Raw genomic sequence first — 17,980 nt, forward strand, 5'->3', positions numbered from 1 at the left:
CGACCGACCTCAAGGAGGACCAACCCATGCGGATGCTCCAGCGCGCGACCGCCGCGGTGCTCGCGCTCGTCACGGCGGCGGCGCTCTCGGCAGGCTGCACGATCGGCAAGGACGAAACCGGCGCACAGGTGGGCGCGGGATCCATCAAGAAGATCGACGCGCTGAACGGCGCCCAGATCCGCGTCAGCTCCAAGGAATTCGACGAGCAGCTGCTGCTCGGCCAGATCGCCATCGTCGCACTGCGAGCGGCCGGGGCGAGTCCGCAGGACAAGACCAACATCACCGGCTCGAGCAACGTCCGCCAGGCGCTCACCAGCGGCGCGGTCGACCTGTACTGGGAGTACACCGGTACCGCCTGGATCAGCTACCTCAACCAGACCAAGCCGATCAGCGACCCGCAGGCGCAGTACGACGCGGTCAAACAAGCCGACATCGCCAACGGCGTCACCTGGTGGGCACGCTCGCCGGCGAACGATACCTACGCCCTCGCCGGCAACCCGGCGACACTGGCCCGGACCGGCGTCAAGACGCTGTCCGACTACGCGGCCCTGGTGAAACGCGATCCGGCCGCGGCCTCGACCTGTATGGGCCCGGAGTTCAAGAGCCGGGACGACGGATTCCCCGGCCTGGCGAAGACCTACGGGTTCACCCTGCCCGACCCGCAGGTGCACCTGCTCAACGACGCCGTCGTCTACCCGAGCATCGGCAAGGGGGACCCGTGCGGCTTCGGCTCGGTCGCCTCCACCGACGGACGCGTCGCCGCGCAGCAGCTCACCGTGCTCGAGGACGACAAGCACTTCTTCCCGACGTACAACCCCGCCATCACGATCGCCACCCCGCTCGCCCAGAAATACCCGCAGCTGGAGCAGGTCTTCGCGCCGATCGCCGCGAAGCTCGACACCGCGACGCTCACGGACCTGAACAAGAAGGTCAGCGTCGACGGCCAGAAGCCCGCCACGGTCGCCCACGATTGGCTCAAGGCCGGGGGTTTCATCAGCTGAACCGGCGGCAGGATCGCGGCCGGTTTCGGTGTTCACGACTGGTGCAGCAGTTTTTCGAGTGCTTCAGCTGTGGCCTCGATGTCGGACGTGGTGTGGGCTGTGCTGAGGAAGACCTTGCCGGAGGGCATGAACAGGAAACCGTGGTGCAGCATTCCTTTCAGGATGGTGGTCCAGAGTCCGCCGGTGCCGTGGAGTCCGGTGGCCGCGCCCGGTGGGACGTACTGGAGGAGTGAGCCGACGCGGTTGAAGCTGCCGCCGTCGGGAACCGAACCGAGGGTGCCGCCGACGACGGTGTCGAACTCGGAGGAGACTTCTTCGAGTATCCGGTAGATCGCTGGGTCGGTGAGGGCGCGCATTGTCGCTTCGACGGTTGCGAGCGCGATCGGGTTGGCGTTGAAGGTGCCGGCGTGGACGACGCCGGCCGTCACCTGATCGATCAGTTCCGCTCGTCCGACGACGGCGCTCTGGGTGAATCCTCCGGCCATCGGCTTTCCGAAGACGGACAGGTCGGGGAGGACGCCGTACTTTTCGGCCGCACCGCCACGCGCGATGCGGAATCCGGCGATCACCTCGTCGAAGATGAGGACGACGCCGTGCCGGTCGCACAGGGAGGCGAGGACTCGGCGGTCTTGTCGTAGCGGGTGGCGATCTCACACCACACTGTCGCAGATCGGGCGCTGCTCAAAAGCTTCAGGAGTTCTCGCGCCTGCGACGACGGAGCGTTCGCCGGGCAGTGTCTTGCTGCCATTGAAGAAGTCGTTGAACCGGTCCAGCGCCCAGACGGCTCGGATGACGAGCGGCTGCAGCAGCAGTGACATCGACGGCGGGTACTTCGAGGTGTTCGACCAGATGCCGGCGAGGTCGTCCGACATCTCACCGTCGACGATGTAGTCGGCGAGCTGTTGGGTCACGTACGGCACCGGGGATGGAAGAGCTGTGGCCCCCGCCGACCCCCGAAGCCGCCGAGGCGATCCGGTCTGTGTGCCAGCGACTCCTGCCGGACGCGGAAGTACTGGCCGACGCCCTCTCCGCGTCCGCGCGCCGGGTGCAGTACGACTCGGCCGTACTCTCGGGACGCATCGCTGGGCGAGGAGGATCGCGACCTCAACCACTCGGATCTCGTCCAATGGCTGACCTCGAACATCCAGCACCCCGGGCGGCGGGTGGAGCCCTACATCGGCCCGCGGATCACCGCCTACATCGGCGATCTCGTGGCCCGCGGCATCGCATCCGACTTCGCCGCGGGATGGCGGGCGGCGCTGGGGATCGGCTGGCGCCGGTGGCTGGAGGAATGCTCGGCGCACTGCGCGGACCGGGACCTTTCTCGTGGACGTCCTGGACGTGTCGGCGAAGGCGCTGATGCAGTACGCCCTCGACTCGGTCACGACCCTCCGCGAAGTCAGCCTCGCCGCCGCGATGGGCAACGCGGACGCCGAGGCGATCGCCCTGATCCAGATGATCGCCAGCGGGGCGCCGATGGCGGAGGACTTCGCCGAGGAACGCCTGCGCTACCGGATGGCGCGGTGGCACGTGGGTCTCGTGCTGTGGATCGACGATCCCGATCGGCAGGGCGCGCTGGACGAAGCGATCACGGCCCTGCGCTCCACCGAAGAAGGCCGCAGCACGCTGGTCGCCCGTGTCAGCACCACATCGCGCTGGATATGGCTGTCGGGAGCCGACACCCCGGACCTGCACCCGGCCGAAAAGATCGTGGCGACGGCGGACGAGGTTCGCGTAGCGGTGGGAAGGCCTGGACGCGGACTCGACGGGTTCAGGTCCAGCCACCAAGACGCTCTATCGGCCCAGGCGCTGATCGTGCGGCTCCGATCCGACCGGCGATTCACGGCCTACGCCGACGTCGAGCTGATCGACGCCCTCACGAAAGACGCGCCAGCGCGCAGGTTCGTCCTCAAGACCCTGGGGCCGCTGGCCGAAGCCGACGTCGCACTACGGCAGGCACTCCTCACCTATGTGCAGTGCGGCTTCAACACCACCCGGGCGGCCGCCAACCTCTACGCCCACCGCAACACCGTCGAGTCTCGCGCGCCAACGAGCTCTCGGTCGTCAAGGTCGAGAACAACCCCACCCATGTCGCGGCCGCACTGCTGGTACTGGACCTCGCGCCTGAAATCATGATGGCCGGCCCCAGCTGAGCTCGCCTGTGCTTCAGATCCCGGAACGCGTGGCAGGGACGAGCCGGACAGCGCCGCGAACGCGATGACCGGGCGGAATCGGGGCCGGTCCAGGGGATACTCGGCGTTTCGGTGACTCCGCGTCGCGGAGCACCTCGACGTCGGCAACGATTTCAGGCCAGATGGGGGAGAGCTGTTCCGGAGAGCGGGTAGGTGCCGCGTAGTCGGGTGGTCGGCCGTGCGCTGTTCGATGCCGTCGGCCCGGTCTCGACTGCTCGACGCGTCTCTGCTCCCTCGAGATTTCAGCCATGGCACGGGCCGGGCGGGTGCCCGGCCCGTGCGTGCCGTCAGGCCAGGCGGACCTGGAAGACGGCGACCCGGGCGTCATGCCCGTCCACGCGCATGTCCACGGTCTTGGTGTCGATGAACTGCTCCTGGACGACGCCGTTGCCTGCCAGCCAGTTGATGCGGTCGATCCCCGTGCCGAAGCACCGGCGCTCCGCTTCCAGACTGGTGGCCTTGTAGTAGTTCGGGTTGTTGACATCCGCGGTCCAGAAGACCAGGCGCCCGACGTTGTGGTGCGCGAGCACGCGACTGGCGTGGATCCTCTTGTGCTCGTTCCACTCGTCGCGCAGGTCGGCGCGCTGGTCGCCGTTGTAGGCGTTCGCGATGTAATGCGAGTTGATCAGCGCGAACTGGAGTGTCGGGTGGTTCTGGTGACGCACCACGACCTCGTTGATCCAGCGCGGCGGGGTCACCCCGGTGATGCCGCCGTGCACGTACGTGGTCTTCGAGCTCGCCACCTCCCACGGCTGCGGGATCGAGATCGGGATCCGGAACGAAGAGTTGTGACGCAGGAACGCGTTGTTGTAGAGGGGCCCGAAGTAGTGGTCGATCATCGCGGGCTCACCGGTGTCGCCCTCGTTGATCTCCTGCCAGCCGACCAGAGGCCGCACCAGGGGGTCACAGTTGCGGACGGCGTCGATCGCGGCCTCCCGCGCCCCGAGGTTGTCGCGGCCGACGTTGGCGGTGACGATCGGCAGCCGGATCCATCCCGTCGCGGCGGAAGCCGTGCCGGCACCGGCGGCCATGAGGCCGAGCGCGGCACCACCGCCGAGAGCGAGCGCCTTGCGTCTGTTGAGCATTCCGGACAAAGCAGATTCCCTTCTCGCGCTGTCGCTGCGGGACACAGCCCGTCAAAGTGTCACAGAATGCGGAGCGATTGTGACCCCCGCGCGCCAAAACTGCCGCTTGCCGGTCAGTGGCATCGGGCCGGGAAGCGGATCGGCCAGCTGTCCAAGCGCACGGGCGTGAGCCCGCGCTCCCTGCGGTACTACGAAGAGCAAGGCCTGCTGACCAGTTCACGTTCCGGCGCGGGGCAGAGTCACTATTCCGACGCCGAAGTTCAGCGCGTGTCGCTCATCCGGCAACTGTTCGACGCGGGCCTGTCCAGCCAGGTGATCGCGACCGTGCTGCCGTGCGTGGACATCCCCGACGACCTCGGCGTCGCCGAGGAGACGTTCACGGCGATGATGCGCCAGCGCGACCGGATCGACGCCGACATCGCGCACCTGATCGAAACCCGGGACGCCCTCGACCTGCTGATCGAAGCCAACAGCAGGCACCGGGAGAAACTGGCCCGCACCCCCCAGCTGTGACCCGCACCTCAGCCGCTTGCCCCTTACACCGATGTCAGCGGTGAGGATGACGTCAGCGCCCGGGACCACCGGGCCGGTCACCCGGGAGGCGGCGGAAAATGGGAGAGGCATGGGGTTTCGGCAGGTATGGCGGCCCCTAGGTGCAGGAGTTCTTCGATCGTCCCGATCCCGTCCCCGGCCGCGGTGAGGTCCTGATCCGGATCGACGTCGCCGGCGTGAACCCCCTCGATCACGCGGTGCGCTCGGGTCTGGTCCCCGGGCTCGACGGTGGGCGTCCGTTCCCCCGCGTGCTGGGCATGGAGGCGGCCGGAACCGTGCTCGCCCTGTGCGAGGACGTCGACGGGCTCGACGTGGGTGACGCGGTATTCGGCTTCGCTCTCACCGGCGGCGGTACTTACGCCGAGACGACGGTGCTGTCCGCGACCGTGGCGGCGACGCTGCCGGTGGCCGGGACGACCGCGGTGGACGTGCTCGACCAGCTCGGCCTCCCGGCGGGTGCCACGGTCCTGGTCAACGGGGTCGGGGGCGGCGTCGGCCTCGCTGTCGCCCGGCTGGCCATCGGGCGGGAACTGCGGGTGATCGGCACCGGGAGCACCGCGAAACGTGAGCACGCCGAAGCCATCGGGGCGCGGTTCATCGACTACACCGCCGAGGACATCGTCGCGGTGGCCCGCGAGCTGGTTCCGGAGGGCTTCGACGGGATCGTCGACCTGGCCGGGGGCACTTCGCTGCGGACAGTCGCTCCATTGGCACGGGAGCTTCGCAACGTCATTTCCGTGGGGGACATGTCGGTGCCCGATCTCGGTGGCCGATTCGTCGAGAGACGCCTCGACCGCGCGAACCTGGAGCGTGCCGCCCGGCTGGCCCTCGACGGAGAGTCCTCGCACCCGTGATCACCGCGGTCCACCCGCTCTCCGCCGCCCCCGCCACCGTCGAGAACGGTCACGCCTCGGGCAAGGTGGTCATCAAGGTGACATGACAGCGGTCCTGCCGTCAGCGTCCGTCCATAGTGGACTGGCAAGATCGCCTCGCGCCCAACACGGCGAATCTCACGCAATCGCCTGAGCAGCCTGATGTACTGGTCGGGCATGTGCTCACCGCGACTCGACGTCAGGAGAAAACGATGCGCAACAAGACCATGGAACAGCTGGCCATCCTGGTCGGGACGTGGCGGACGACGCTGAGCGACGCCTGGTTCCTGGAACCGGCCGGCCAGGAGGTGCCGGGTTCGGCGACTGTCGAGTGGCTCGGTGACGCCTTCGTGGTTCTACGCTGGACTATGGGCGACGAGAACGGCCAAGCCGGGAGCGAGCTGACCCTCGTTCTCGGCCGCAGCGACAGCCGCGACGCCTACACGGCCCTCTACCACGACGAACGAGGTGTCTGCCGGGTCTTCGCCATGACCTTCGACGGCACACGCTGGATCCTGGATCGCGAAGACCCCGACATGTACCAACGCTTCGTCGCCGACGTCGAACCCGACCGGATCGCCGGACGCTGGGAAGCCTCCGAGGACCGCGGATCGACCTGGCGCAAGGACTACGACCTCGTCTTCGAGCGAATCGGCTGAAGAGGTGGCGTCCGCCCCCGATCCGACAGCAGCGCCCTGGTGGCGAGTCGGCTGTGGCGTCAGCCGGCAAGGAATCGACGGATCTCTGCGCTGAGCGCCGGCCAGTCCTCGCCCAGCCAGATGAAGTGGCTGTCAGCGGCGCTTTCGACGAGCCTGCTGTCGCGGATGGTGGCGGCGAGTGCCTCGGCATGGGTGAAGGGCACTGAACCATCGTTCCGGCTGGCGAGCACCAATGTCGGCTGCGTGACCTCACCGCAGGTTTTCCCGTTTTCACTGAGGTCGTTGAGGAATCCGTGGCCGGACCCCATTCGGGCGAACAGGCTGAGCAACATCTCGCGGTTCGCGGGCGAAAGATTCGTCAAGGCCTGACGGGCCGGTCGTGTGGAGAGGTCGCTCAGCAGGATGCGCAAACCGAGGTCTGGCGCGGTGCGCATGAGTGCGCGCACCGCTGACCACGTAAGGCGTTCGGTGCTGGACGCGAACGCGAGACGAGCGCCGATACGGGTTCGACGGTCCGGCCATGGCAGTGGGCCGACCGCGCTTTGGAGGACGACCCGCTCCACCAGGTCAGGATGGCGCGCGGCCATCGCCATCGCGGTCGGACCGCCGGCCGAGATACCGACGACGGCCACGACGCGGCCGATGCCGAGGTGCGCGCACAACGACCGGGTGACGTCCGCGAACCCGCCGGTCGTCTTGCCGGTCGGGAGCGGAGTACGCCCGTAGCCCGGTCGAGAGGGCACGAGTACCGAGTAATCGTCATCGGCGAAGGTGTCTTCGCCGAGCGCGAGCCCGGCGTTCATGTGGCCGCCGTGGAATATCACCACCGCGGGACCGGTCCGACGATCGAATCTGTACTCGACCACTCCGCCGCGCAACTCGGCGATGGTCGTGTGAAGGTGAACCTCGGTCATGCAGGCATGATGGCTCATCCGTACTCGGCGATACGATCAGGCGACTCCTGTCACGGCAGGGGCACTCCGGTCAGCCTGCCTCGTGGCGTATTCCCGGCAGCAGAAACCCGATGACGACGCCGCCGAGCGTTCGGGTGTCCGCCATGGACGACGGTCGTGGCCCACGGTGTTCTGTTCGGGCGCCGCGATCGGCCTGCTCGGCGGGATGATCGGTCTCGGCGGCGCGGAGTTCCGGCTGCCCGTGCTGATCAGCGTCTTCGGGTTCGTCGCCTCACGTGGTGATCTTGAACAAGGCGATGAGCCTGATCGTGGTGATCACCGCGTTACCGGGCTCGGCTGGTGGCCGTGTCATCGCCGAGGCGGTGGCGTGGAATCACCTCGGCGAGGTGGGCACGGTGTCGCTGCCGACGATCGTTTTGCTTCCGCTGTCTGCGATCAAGGTATGGCGTCACGACTGACGCCGACACGGGTTCCGGTCAGTTTCCGCAGGACGTAGCGGGCGTCGCGGCCGACGCCGCGCAGCGTGGCGGAGGCGAAGCTGCGCTGCCATTCCAGCCCGACGTAGCCCAGTCCCGGATGAGTGGTGGAGAGGCCACGATCCTGCAGCGGGCGCCCGTCGGAGGCCAACGCGCCGAGAGTGTCCAGATAGGACAGGCCGGGTCTGAAGCCGGTGGCGAGAAGGATGGTGTCGACGTGTTCACGGGTTCCGTCCGGCCACTGCACGGTATCGCCGTCGATAATGGTGAACATGCGCCGCTGGTCCGGTTTTCCATTGTGGATCGCGGCTTTGTAGCTGCCGGGATCGTTCACCGCGGTGGTCGGCGGGCTCTTCAGCAGGTGCCCGATCGGCAGGTGATCGAAGCCGACGGCGGCGGACCAGAAGTGCACGTCCTTCCCGAACGGTCGTTGCGGCGCGAACTTCACCGGTGCCCGGTTGGCGAGGGTGACGTGGGCATGGCCGGCGAGTTCGGTGGCGATCTGGACGGCGGAGTTTCCCGCGCCGACGACGATCACGCGCTGCCCGGCGAACGGTGCCGGGTTTCGATATTCGCCACTGTGCAGGACGTGTCCGGTGAAGGTGTCCAAATCGGACAGTGCCGGTCGGTAGGGGCGGGAGAAGCCACCGGACGCGGCGATGACGATGGGTGCGGTCAACGCGGTTTCCCCGGCGGCGTGCACGGTGAACGCGCCGTTGTCCTGGGTCACTGAGTCGACCCGGTGATCGGTACGGATCTCGGCGCCGAGACGACCGGCGTAGCGGCGCAGGTAGTCGACGACTTCGTCGCGGTGCGGGTAATGCTCGGGGTCGCCGGGGAAGGACAGGCCGGGGAGGCTGCTGTAGCGGGCGGGGGAGAAGAGGGTCAGTGAGTCGTAGTAGCGGGGCCAGGATCCGACCGGTTCGGCTCCGGCTTCGAGGATCACCGGTGTCAGGCCTTGTGCGCGGGCGGCGTAGGCGGCGGCGAGACCGGCCTGGCCGCCGCCTACGATGATCACGTCGTGGTCGATCATGGGTCCTTCCGGAATCAGGTGTCGCGGCGTGCTCGCGATAGCTGCGCCCGCCCAGGGGCGAGTGCGACGGCGCTGGTAGCGGGTCAGCGCGCCGCGGCCGATGGCGCGGACAGGGTCAGGATTTCCGGCTCCGGTGTCGCGCAGCAGCCACCTGTGGCCGGTGCGTCGTCCGGTTCGTCGAACAGGCCTGCGCCGCCGCAGACGCCGGTCTCGGCCATGCGCAGTTCGACCCGCCCGGCCGCTTCATGGTCTCCGGCGAGCTGGGCGGCGATGCTGCGAACCTGTTCGTACCCGGTCATGGCGAGGAAGGTCGGCGCGCGGCCGTAGCTTTTCATCCCGGCCAGGTAGAAGTCTTTCTCCGGATGCGCGAGTTCCTTGGCGCCGTGGGGATACACGGTTCCGCAGGAGTGGACGTTCGGGTCGATCAGCGGCGCGAGCGCGACTGGTGCCTGCAGGGTCGGGTCCAGGTCCAGCCGGATCTCCGACAGCCAGGTGAGGTCGGGCCGGAAACCGGACAAGGTCACGACCTCGTCGACCTGCTCGATCCGCTGCCCGCCGGCGGAGATCAGGGTCAGCCGTCCCTCGGTGTCGCGTTCGACCGCCTCGGTGCGGAAGCCGCTCACCACCGTGATCAGTCCGGATTCCACCGCTTCCCGGGCACGCAGGCCGAGAGCGCCCCGCGCGGGAAGCTGGTCGGCCTCGCCGCCGCCGAAGGTGTTGCCGACCGCGCCGCGGCGCAGCACCCAGCTGATCCGCGTGCCGTCCTTCGCGAGGCCGGACAAGGCGACCAGCGCGGTCAGCGCCGAATGCCCGCTCCCGGCGACCAGCACGTGCTTGCCCGCATACCGCGCCCGCACCGTTTCGTCGCCCAGATTCGGGACGCGGTAAGCGATCCGCTCCGCCGCCGCACGCTCTCCGACGGCGGGGAGACCTTCGCCGCCGAGCGGGTTGGGCGTCGACCACGTGCCGGACGCGTCGATCACGGCCCGCGCCGCGATCCGCTGCTCCACGCCGTCGGCGGCGTGGACGTGCACGGTGAACGGCTCGTCGTCGCGGCCGCTGTCCACGACCCGGTCCCGCCCCCGGCGGGCGACGCCGATCGCCTCGGCGCCGAAGCGGACCCGGTCACCGAGCGCCGCCGCCAGCGGTCGCAGGTATAGCTCGGCCCAGTCCGATCCTGTTGGGTACGCCTCGCTGTCGGGCCGGGTCCAGCCGGTCGCCTCCAGCAGCCGTCCGGCCGCGGGGGCGACGAGTTCGGACCACGGCGAGAACAACCGCACGTGATGCCACGCCGCCACGTCCGCACCCGCTTGCGCGCCACGTTCCAGCACCAGCGGCTCGAAACCCCGCTCCACCAGCTCGGCGGCGGCCGCCAGCCCCACCGGCCCGGCCCCGATCACCACGACGGGCAGCTCGTTCATCCCCATGCACCTTTCATCGATACGGCTCGATTGAAGCGATGCGAGGGACTGTATCGACGGGAGTCGATTGACGCAACCATCGATTCTGGTCGATACTGGGTGGCATGACGACGGTCGTTCCCCTCGCCGGTCTCCTGCCCGAGCGCGAAGCCACGACGTATGCCGGCTGGTTCGCCTGCTTGGCCGAGCCGATGCGGGTGAAGCTGCTGCACGCGGTCGCGACCGCGCCGCGCGGTCTCACCGTGGGTGCGCTGACCGAGATCCTCGGGACCAGCCAGTCCACCTGCTCCCACCATGTGCGGAAGCTGGCCGATGTGGGTTTCGTGCACCTGCGCAAAGAGGGCACCGCGACGGTCGTGACGATCAACCAGGCGTGCTGCAGCGGACTCCCGCACGCGGCCGACGCGGTCATGGGCCTGCTCGCCCCGCGACCCTGCTGCCCGGACAACCTGCCCGACGACGTGCTCCTTCGCGCCCAACGCGATGACGACTGGACCGCGGTGCGCAGGATCTACGCCGAAGGTATCGCCACCGGCCTCGCCACCTTCGAAACCGAAGTCCCGGCTCGGAAGACTCTCGACGCGAAATGGCTGACCGGGCATCGCTGGGTCGCCGAGATCGACGGCGAGGTCGTCGGCTGGACCGCCGCCACCCCGGTCTCATCGCGCGAGTGCTACCAGGGTGTCGCCGAGACCTCCGTCTATGTCGCTGAATCCCACCGCGGCCGCGGCGTGGGGAAAGCGCTGCTCTTCAAACAGGTCACCGAAGCCGACGCCGCCGGGCTCTGGACCCTGCAGACCTCGATCTTCACCGACAACCGCGCCAGCATCGCCTTGCACCACAGCGCCGGCTACCGCACCGTCGGCATCCGCGAACGCATCGCCCAACGCGACGGCATCTGGCACGACACCGTCTTCCTCGAACGCCGCAGCCCGCTAACGAGGGCTGAGGCATGACTGACGGTTCTGGCGGCCCGTGAAGCGGTCGAGGTTGTCGGATATCGACGACGATCCACTGCCGGAAGCGCCAACGTCCGACCTCGGCGGAGAGTTTGATGCGGATCTTCGGCCTGGGAGCAGAACGCTCGCGCCTGATGATGCGGACCGTCCGTGCCCGCTGGGAGAGTCCGCTGTTTCTGGCGGCTCCCGGCAAAGCCCCGGCCATCCGCGCCGCTGGAACGCCAGCGGCGAACGCGAAAGCAGGCATGGTGGCCCCTCGTGCTCAGCTCTATGCCACCACCTGGCATATCCATGGGTCACCGTGAAAGCGGCCTTCCGGCAGGAGGGGGTCTCTGGCAGCATTCCGGGGCAGGGGCAAGCTAATCTGGGAGGTTCCGGGATGGTCGTCCGCCATGTTCTGTCCGGTGTGGGCGCGCTGGGCGTGTCCGCCGTATTGCTGACCGCCACGGCAGGCAGCGCGAACGCGCATCCGGCCGCCGACCGTGCCATCTGGTCGGCACCGACGGTGCCGATCCCGGTCACCATCCACGATCTGAAACCCCGTGTTTGTTACAACGTCCATGGCCTGCTCGGGGAGAAGGCCAACTACCTGGCGAACCGGACCAAGTCGTCGGTGCTCAACCTGTTCTCCGAACCCGACTGCGGTGGCGGCCTGTTCATTGACGCCATCTTCCCGCCGGACAATTCCGGGAGCCGGTCGGAGTCTCACAAGAACTACTTCAGCTTCAACGTGTCCCCGCTCTCGGGCGGCGGCGGAGTTTGATCGCGCGACGGCGCCGCACAACTGGTTCAAGATGCCGGCGGAGCCAGAGCAAGCCGGGCGGTGATCGCCCGCGGCAAATGAGGCCCTTGGCATCGACGGCCGTGGCGGAATGAACCGACCACACTGTTGCCGATCTCCATGCCTGCAACTCACCGTCGCGTACGTTGCCCGATATCTCCGACCTCGTGTGGTTTCAACGTCGAGCGGCCTGAGGTCCTGCCGCTCAGTCCACTAAGGACGGGACGCCTCCGAGGTAGGCGCGGATACCGGCGAGCGGGTACAGGCAGGCCGGGTCGGTGAGCACGCAGACCTCTTCGGCGGCGCCGCGCGCCGGATCCGCACTCTCACGGCACAGAGCGGTCACGGGGCGCTCCTCAGACGGCAGTTCCCAAGGCCAAAGTGGCGATGGCCAGGAGGAGGAACGGGTATTGCAGACCAAAGGAGTAGTCGCGTGCTCTCAAGTGGGTCACGATGGCCGCGACGAAGAAGAGAACGAGACCGGCCGCGGCGGCGATGGCGATCATCGGTATCCAGAAACCGATGAGCAGTCCCAGCGCGGCCACAGCCTTGGGGACTCCCAGCCAGGGCATCCACCGCCGAGGTACGCCGACCGTGTCCATGGCGACGCCGACACGTTCCCACCGCACGAAGTCGGCACCGGCCGAAAACAGGCAGTACGCGACGGTCGTTACGGCGACGATGACGTAGGCAATAGTCATAGGGCCACGGCTCCAGGGGTCTCAGCCAATAGGGCGCTTCCGCCTCTATGACGGATGAGCCGGTTCAGAGGTAACGGCGACGACGATCGACTTCAAGACTTCTTGAGTGCACAGGGAAGTCCTCGGTGTGCCGGGTGAAGAAAGGGCCGGGCGAAGACCCCGGCTGGTACGCGGAGCGTGGAGTTGCCGCCGAGCATCGCGGTCTTCTGCGAAGAGTTGATCGACGGTCACAGCTTCCCGTTCGTGCTCCGCAGCGCTGGGGGCACCGTTGCGGCGGTCGAACTTCCGTAACCGCGCTGAACACGCGCGGTCGGCGGAAGCGGCGCAGTCGCAGCACCTGGCTGGCCGAGGACGGCTTCCCCGAAGTCGCGCGGCCGGCACGGCTAGGTCAAAAAGATGAAAGGCACCGCGAGGGTCTACGACAGTCGTCGGTCGCGCTCGGCCCGAGCGAGCGGACGAAGCTGGGGAGTGGTTCCCCGCACCTGCACGCACGTTCCGTGATGGCCAGTTGGAGACGGCCCCGAAGGCCATCGCCATTGAACGACTGAAGCCCCGTCCCTCCGAGGAGGAGCAGGTCTTCTGACCTGCGAAAACAGCTGGTGCGCGATACTGGGATTGAACCAGTGACCTCTTCCGTGTCAGGGAAGATCGAACCAGTTCCTGACCAGGCATTTCCTCTGTTTTTGCAGGTCCGCGGTTTCTCGTTCCTCCTCGTTGGGGTGGCTTCGGACGCGTTGCGGCGCGTTCCGGTCGCCTGAATATCGCCAGTTGATCTTGGGATGCTGGTTACGAGGAGTTACTTCGTGTCTGCCAAAGCAGTTGGTTTTCCGGTTGAGCGTGACGCTGTGCTGCAGCTGGTCACGGTCATTGTCGGCGTGATCGTGGGGCTGACGTTCCTGTTCGGGTTCGGCAACGTTTTGGCCTTCGGGCTTCGGGTCGGAGTATCCAGCTGGGTCGCCCCGCTGGTCGCCCTGCCGTGGACCTGTCAGTGCTGGCGCTGCTGATCGCCATCCGGCAGCTGTCGCTGCGTGGAGCCTCAGCCGAGGTGATCCGGTCGGCGCAACGGCTCCTGCTCGTTTCGAGCGTCGTCACGCTGGCATGATCTGGAATGAGACCCACCTTCGGCACGCGTTGCGCGAGTGCGAGCAGCACTACAACCAGCATCGAACCCACCGATCATGGCCGCCGCGGCGCCCCTGCGAGCCCGGCCTCAAGCCCTTGAAACTGACCGGATCGAACGCCTCGTGATACGCCGACAGGACCGACTCGGCGGAGTCCTCCATGAGTACCGACATGCCGCTTGATGTGCATGGACGTAATTTTCGGCACCCACAACGCCACGTTTGGCGAGGGGTGCGAGGCCGCTAGCGCTTCGGAAGCCGGTTCAGCACGGAGCCGGCGACGGCGCGTACCCGCTCGCAGGCCCGTTCACCGCTGTATCCCTGCAGCCACACGGAAATGTACTCGGCATCACCGTCCGGGAGGGTGCGGTGCGGCCAGGAGAGCTGACAGGAGGACTCGGAGTCACCGGTTACGTAACCGGTGACTCCGTTGCCGAGATCGACGGGGTCACCGTTGTCGTCGTCGATGTACAGGCTCCGCTGGACTCTCACGTCCAGCCGTTCGTCTTCCCGCTGCCACCGGCAGTTCCGCAGGCCCGCGGTGACCGCCCGGACGTCGGTCATGGTTTGGGCGACCACGGTGGCGTCAGGGAGAGCGCACGGGTTGAGGGGGAGTACACCGGCCGCGTCGTCCTGACGATCGACTTCGTGGGTGCGCAGGCGGGCGAGCACGACGGTGAGCGCGCTGTCCGCGACCGCACATTTGTCGCCCACGTTAGTGTCGTTGTAAAGCATCACGTAAAGCGCCGGCTCGTCGGTGATCGGAATCAGCGAGTGGCAGCCCCCGCTGAAGGAGGCGCGCAGCAGCGGTAGTCCTTCGGCGGTGCGGTTCGTCGTGCCGATGCCGCCGTTGACCACGGGTTCTCCGAGCCGGAGATCGAGATAGCGGCCCTTGGGTCTCTTGTACATGCAGCTGTCCGGTGACATCGGGTTCGAGTCCGGCTCCAGCGAGCCGAGGTCCTCGGCGTACCGACCGTCGAGCACCTTGCACGGGTCGACACGGCGGAGCCGGTCCAGGGTCAGCGCCTCGGCCACCGGCATGGCCGCGGTGCCGATATCCGGTGGTGAGGTGATCGCCTGGATGACGACGATCAGGGTGCCGATCAGGGCCGCGACCACCACCAGCGCCACGGTGAGGGGCAATCCCGGCCGGCGCTTCTTGACCGGCAAAGGTCTCGGGGGTGGCTGCCACGCCGGAATCGGCAACGAGAGCACCGAGCGCACTTCGGCTTCTTGATGCCGGATGCGGGCGTGTACGGCCTCGGGCCAGGGTTCGGTGTCCGACGGAACAGGACCGAGGAAGTCCTGTAGCTGCCCGGGGGTGGGCCTCCGGGCCGGGTCCTTGGCAAGGCACGGTTCGGCGATACGCCGAATTTCTGTTGGCACGGTGGAAAGATCGGGTTCCGTGTCGACCACGTCGTAGAGCGTCTGTGGCGCCGACGCGCCGCTGAAGGGGCCACGTCCGGTGGCTGCCATGACCAGGATGGAGCCGAGCGAGAACATGTCGGTGGCCGGGGTGATCGGGCCGCCTCCGGCTTGTTCGGGCGACATGAACGCGGGCGAGCCGATGATGGCGCCCGTGTGGGTGAGGTTCTGCGCTTCTTCGGTGGCACGGGCGATGCCGAAGTCGATGACGCGGAGCCCGTCGCCGGAGAGGATGACGTTGCTGGGCTTGAGATCGCGATGGATCAGTCCGGCACGGTGAATGTCCGTGAGTGCGGCGGCGAGTCCGGAGGCGAGCCGGCGAACGGCTTCCACGGGGAGCGGGCCGGTCGCCTCCACGGCCGTGCGCAGATCGGGTCCGGTGACGAAGACCGAGGCGAGCCAAGGGGATTCGGCTTCGTGGTCGGCGCCCATGACGGCGGCGGTGTAGGCGCCGGAGACCAGGCGTGAGGCGGCGATCTCCCGGCGGAAACGTTCCCGGAAGCCGGGGTCGTGGGCGAACTCGGCGTGGATCTGCTTGACGGCCACGAGCCGGCCGTCGGGGGCGAGTCCGAGTAGGACCCTGCCCATGCCCCCTTCGCCGAGTTCGGCGATGATCCGGTGGGGACCGACCTGCCGGGATTCACCGGCACGCAAGGGTTTCACAGACTGGTCCTAGGGTTTCGGCAACCAGGTGAGCAGCGCACTGACGACCTCCTCGGCCTTGGCGCAGGCCTGTTGCATGGTCTTGCGGCTTCCACGCTCGTACGTCACCTTGACGTTCTCACCGAGGCGCTCGCTCATCGGCCGGTGCTGCCAGGTCAGGACACAGGCCGGAGGCCCCTGCGGTGGACGCTCGTCGCGATACACCGTCGTACCGCCGACGTCTACCGGCACGACGCCGCCGGCGGCGGCCTGCTCCGGTCCGTGTGGCGGATACCCCTGCTCCACGGTCAGCCGGAATATGTCGTCGCCGTGGTAGACGCACTGGTGCAGATCCTCGAGGACGGTGGCCCGCACGGGGCCGATCAACCGGGCGACCCTTTCGGGCCAGAGCAGCGTGCAGGGGTCCAGCCCGATCAGCGACTGGGGGGCCATATCGCGTCCGTGACCACCCGCGCGGATCCGCCGCACCGCCTCGCCGAGGCCGGCCTTCACCACAGTGCACTTCTCGTCCGAGGAGAGAGAGCCGCGGATCTCGGTGAGGAGCACGACGCTCTGGAGACCGGCGACCGGAACGGCGGCCGCGCACGAATCGCTGAAGGTGCTGGTGTACAACGGCAGCCCTTCCAGCTCCCCCGCTGGAACACCCTCGAGCAACCTGGGGCCGATATCGAGTTTCAGGGCACCGTAAAGGCAGTCCAGTCTTCGCCCGGGCGAAGACGCCGCCAGCGCACCGAGCATGGGCGCCTCCCAGCCCGCCAGCACCTTGCACAGGTCGACCCGGCGCAGGTTGTCCGGACCGAGCGGATCCGGGTTGACCGGCGTGGTCACCGCCGCTCCGGGTGGCGGCGCCGACGCGGCCGTGGGTGCCGGCCCGGGCCGTTGCGGCAGGTTCACCGCCACGACGACGGAGGCGACCACCAGCACCGCCGCGGCCGCGGCCAAAGTGGTGTAGAGCCCGCGTCGGGAGCGCTTCGGCGAGGGCGGGTTCAGCAGTTCCCGCACCTCGGCCTGCTGCGCGTCGATCAGCTGGGGCACCGGCGTCGGCCACGGGGCAGCCGTCGGCGCGATGGGACCGAGCTGACGCAGCACCCAGGCCGAGTCCGGCCGGTCGCCGGGACTCTTCGCCAGACAGGGTTCGACGACCTGGCGCAGGTCCTCCGGCACCCGGCTCAGATCGGGCCGGGTGTGCACGACGTTGTAGAGGGTGTGCGGAGTGGACGATCCGGTGAACGGGCCCTCCCCGGTCGCGGCCATCACCAGCAGGGACCCGAACGAGAACAGGTCGCTCGCCGGGCCGATCTCCTGTCCGCGTGCCTGCTCCGGCGACATGAACCCGGGCGAACCGATGATCGCTCCGGTATGGGTGAGTTCGGAATCGCCCTCGATGGCACGGGCGATGCCGAAGTCGATCACCCGCGGACCGTCGCCGGTGAGAATGACGTTACCGGGCTTGAGATCGCGGTGGACCAGCCCGGCACGGTGGATCTCCCCCAGCGCCAGCGCCAGCCCGGCGGCCAAGTACCGCAGCGAAGACGGCGGCAACGGCCCACCGGCCGCCACCGCCTCCGAGAGCGAGGGACCCGGTACGAACATCGACGCCAGCCAGGGCGTCGGCGCGTCGGGATCGGCGTCCATCACCGCGGCGGTGAAGGCGCCGGACACCTTCCGCGAAGCAGCGACCTCCCGGCGGAACCGCTCACGGAAACCGGCATCGTGGGCGAAGCCCGGATGTACTTGTTTGACGGCGACCAGCCGCCCGTCGGGCGAACGGCCCAGTAGTACCCGGCCCATTCCGCCCTGGCCGAGCACGGCGAACACCCGGTGCCGACCCACCTCGGTGGGTTCCCCAGCGTTCAGAGATCTCACGACGCCCCCTCGATAGAGAGCGATGATACAAAAGTCGACGTGCTCATCGGCGACAACCATGGAAAGGCGCGGTGCGTTCGTCTCGGTATTCACCTCAACGGGTTTGAGTTGAATCGAGGCGTTTGCGGAGCCTGGCCCGGCGGGCAGGTTCGAGGAACAACGTGGTAGAGCCCCGAGCGACCCGGCTGGTGGCGGCGATGCCGCCGAGTGTCACGGATTCAGGCGGTGTCGATTCAGTTGGCATGCATCCATGCATCGC

The 17,980-nt window shown here is 67.9% G+C and carries 19 protein-coding genes; 9 read left to right on the top strand and 10 right to left on the bottom strand.

Annotated elements, in window-relative coordinates:
• Positions 1-26 precede the first annotated feature (26 nt).
• Positions 27-1,001: a glycine betaine ABC transporter substrate-binding protein gene (locus tag ACXIZN_RS09310; protein ID WP_457953679.1), complete on the top strand. Its 975-nt coding sequence runs from the start codon at positions 27-29 to the stop codon at positions 999-1,001.
• 32 nt (positions 1,002-1,033) lie between these two features.
• Here the strand turns inward: ACXIZN_RS09310 and ACXIZN_RS09315 are convergent, their stop codons facing one another.
• A complete protein-coding gene (locus tag ACXIZN_RS09315) occupies positions 1,034-1,570 on the bottom strand; it encodes an aminotransferase class III-fold pyridoxal phosphate-dependent enzyme (RefSeq protein WP_457953681.1) in 537 nt (178 codons plus the stop codon).
• Between the two features lie 81 nt (positions 1,571-1,651).
• Positions 1,652-1,912, bottom strand: a complete 261-nt coding sequence (locus ACXIZN_RS09320) for a hypothetical protein (RefSeq protein ID WP_457953683.1) — start codon at positions 1,910-1,912, stop codon at positions 1,652-1,654.
• A 415-nt stretch (positions 1,913-2,327) separates the two neighbouring features.
• On the opposite strand from ACXIZN_RS09320, the gene ACXIZN_RS09325 reads away from it, so the two are divergent.
• On the top strand, positions 2,328-3,137 hold the full coding sequence (locus ACXIZN_RS09325; RefSeq protein ID WP_457953685.1) for a PucR family transcriptional regulator: 810 nt from the start codon (positions 2,328-2,330) through the stop codon (positions 3,135-3,137).
• Between the two features lie 343 nt (positions 3,138-3,480).
• Here the strand turns inward: ACXIZN_RS09325 and ACXIZN_RS09330 are convergent, their stop codons facing one another.
• On the bottom strand, positions 3,481-4,278 hold the full coding sequence (locus ACXIZN_RS09330; RefSeq protein WP_457953687.1) for a hypothetical protein: 798 nt from the start codon (positions 4,276-4,278) through the stop codon (positions 3,481-3,483).
• Between the two features lie 66 nt (positions 4,279-4,344).
• Between ACXIZN_RS09330 and ACXIZN_RS09335 the strand changes: the two genes are divergently transcribed.
• From ACXIZN_RS09335 to ACXIZN_RS09345, 3 genes are all read left to right on the top strand, one after another.
• Positions 4,345-4,791 carry a MerR family transcriptional regulator gene (locus ACXIZN_RS09335; RefSeq protein ID WP_457953689.1) on the top strand — a complete coding sequence of 149 codons (447 nt, stop codon included), beginning with the start codon at positions 4,345-4,347 and terminating at the stop codon, positions 4,789-4,791.
• 140 nt (positions 4,792-4,931) lie between these two features.
• Entirely contained in the window at positions 4,932-5,684 is a 753-nt protein-coding gene (locus ACXIZN_RS09340; RefSeq protein WP_457953691.1) for an alcohol dehydrogenase catalytic domain-containing protein, read from the top strand.
• Between the two features lie 230 nt (positions 5,685-5,914).
• Positions 5,915-6,361 carry a hypothetical protein gene (locus ACXIZN_RS09345; RefSeq protein ID WP_457953693.1) on the top strand — a complete coding sequence of 149 codons (447 nt, stop codon included), beginning with the start codon at positions 5,915-5,917 and terminating at the stop codon, positions 6,359-6,361.
• A gap of 59 nt (positions 6,362-6,420) precedes the next feature.
• On the opposite strand, the gene ACXIZN_RS09350 is transcribed toward ACXIZN_RS09345, so the two are convergent.
• A complete protein-coding gene (locus ACXIZN_RS09350; protein WP_457953694.1) occupies positions 6,421-7,275 on the bottom strand; it encodes an alpha/beta fold hydrolase in 855 nt (284 codons plus the stop codon).
• 278 nt (positions 7,276-7,553) lie between these two features.
• Here ACXIZN_RS09350 and ACXIZN_RS09355 point away from each other — a divergent pair, with 278 nt between their 5' ends.
• The gene (locus ACXIZN_RS09355; protein WP_457953696.1) at positions 7,554-7,733 is read left to right on the top strand and encodes a hypothetical protein; all 180 of its coding nucleotides are present in this window, start codon (positions 7,554-7,556) and stop codon (positions 7,731-7,733) included.
• Here ACXIZN_RS09355 and ACXIZN_RS09360 read toward each other — a convergent pair.
• Together ACXIZN_RS09360 and ACXIZN_RS09365 are read right to left on the bottom strand one after the other, a co-directional pair.
• On the bottom strand, positions 7,711-8,784 hold the full coding sequence (locus ACXIZN_RS09360; RefSeq protein WP_457953698.1) for a flavin-containing monooxygenase: 1,074 nt from the start codon (positions 8,782-8,784) through the stop codon (positions 7,711-7,713). The two genes, ACXIZN_RS09355 and ACXIZN_RS09360, sit on opposite strands and share 23 nt — an antisense overlap.
• 83 nt (positions 8,785-8,867) lie before the next feature.
• The gene (locus ACXIZN_RS09365) at positions 8,868-10,205 is read right to left on the bottom strand and encodes an FAD-dependent oxidoreductase (RefSeq protein WP_457953700.1); all 1,338 of its coding nucleotides are present in this window, start codon (positions 10,203-10,205) and stop codon (positions 8,868-8,870) included.
• 104 nt (positions 10,206-10,309) lie between these two features.
• On the opposite strand from ACXIZN_RS09365, the gene ACXIZN_RS09370 reads away from it, so the two are divergent.
• Positions 10,310-11,161: a helix-turn-helix domain-containing GNAT family N-acetyltransferase gene (locus ACXIZN_RS09370; protein WP_457953701.1), complete on the top strand. Its 852-nt coding sequence runs from the start codon at positions 10,310-10,312 to the stop codon at positions 11,159-11,161.
• Between the two features lie 382 nt (positions 11,162-11,543).
• Complete coding sequence (locus tag ACXIZN_RS09375; RefSeq protein ID WP_457953703.1) at positions 11,544-11,927, top strand: hypothetical protein; 384 nt, start codon at positions 11,544-11,546, stop codon at positions 11,925-11,927.
• 223 nt (positions 11,928-12,150) lie between these two features.
• Here the strand turns inward: ACXIZN_RS09375 and ACXIZN_RS09380 are convergent, their stop codons facing one another.
• Complete coding sequence (locus ACXIZN_RS09380) at positions 12,151-12,291, bottom strand: hypothetical protein (RefSeq protein WP_457953704.1); 141 nt, start codon at positions 12,289-12,291, stop codon at positions 12,151-12,153.
• Positions 12,292-12,301: 10 nt separating this feature from the next.
• Positions 12,302-12,646: a DoxX family protein gene (locus ACXIZN_RS09385; RefSeq protein WP_457953705.1), complete on the bottom strand. Its 345-nt coding sequence runs from the start codon at positions 12,644-12,646 to the stop codon at positions 12,302-12,304.
• A gap of 845 nt (positions 12,647-13,491) precedes the next feature.
• Here ACXIZN_RS09385 and ACXIZN_RS09390 point away from each other — a divergent pair.
• A complete protein-coding gene (locus ACXIZN_RS09390; RefSeq protein ID WP_457953707.1) occupies positions 13,492-13,650 on the top strand; it encodes a hypothetical protein in 159 nt (52 codons plus the stop codon).
• Between the two features lie 360 nt (positions 13,651-14,010).
• Here ACXIZN_RS09390 and ACXIZN_RS09395 read toward each other — a convergent pair whose 3' ends face one another.
• Together ACXIZN_RS09395 and ACXIZN_RS09400 are read right to left on the bottom strand one after the other, a co-directional pair.
• The gene (locus tag ACXIZN_RS09395) at positions 14,011-15,855 is read right to left on the bottom strand and encodes a serine/threonine-protein kinase (RefSeq protein ID WP_457953708.1); all 1,845 of its coding nucleotides are present in this window, start codon (positions 15,853-15,855) and stop codon (positions 14,011-14,013) included.
• 9 nt (positions 15,856-15,864) lie between these two features.
• Positions 15,865-17,721 (bottom strand): serine/threonine-protein kinase, encoded by a 1,857-nt coding sequence (locus ACXIZN_RS09400; RefSeq protein WP_457953710.1) that lies wholly within the window; start codon positions 17,719-17,721, stop codon positions 15,865-15,867.
• Positions 17,722-17,980 lie beyond the last annotated feature (259 nt).

Source organism: Amycolatopsis sp. TRM77291 (genome assembly GCF_054166285.1).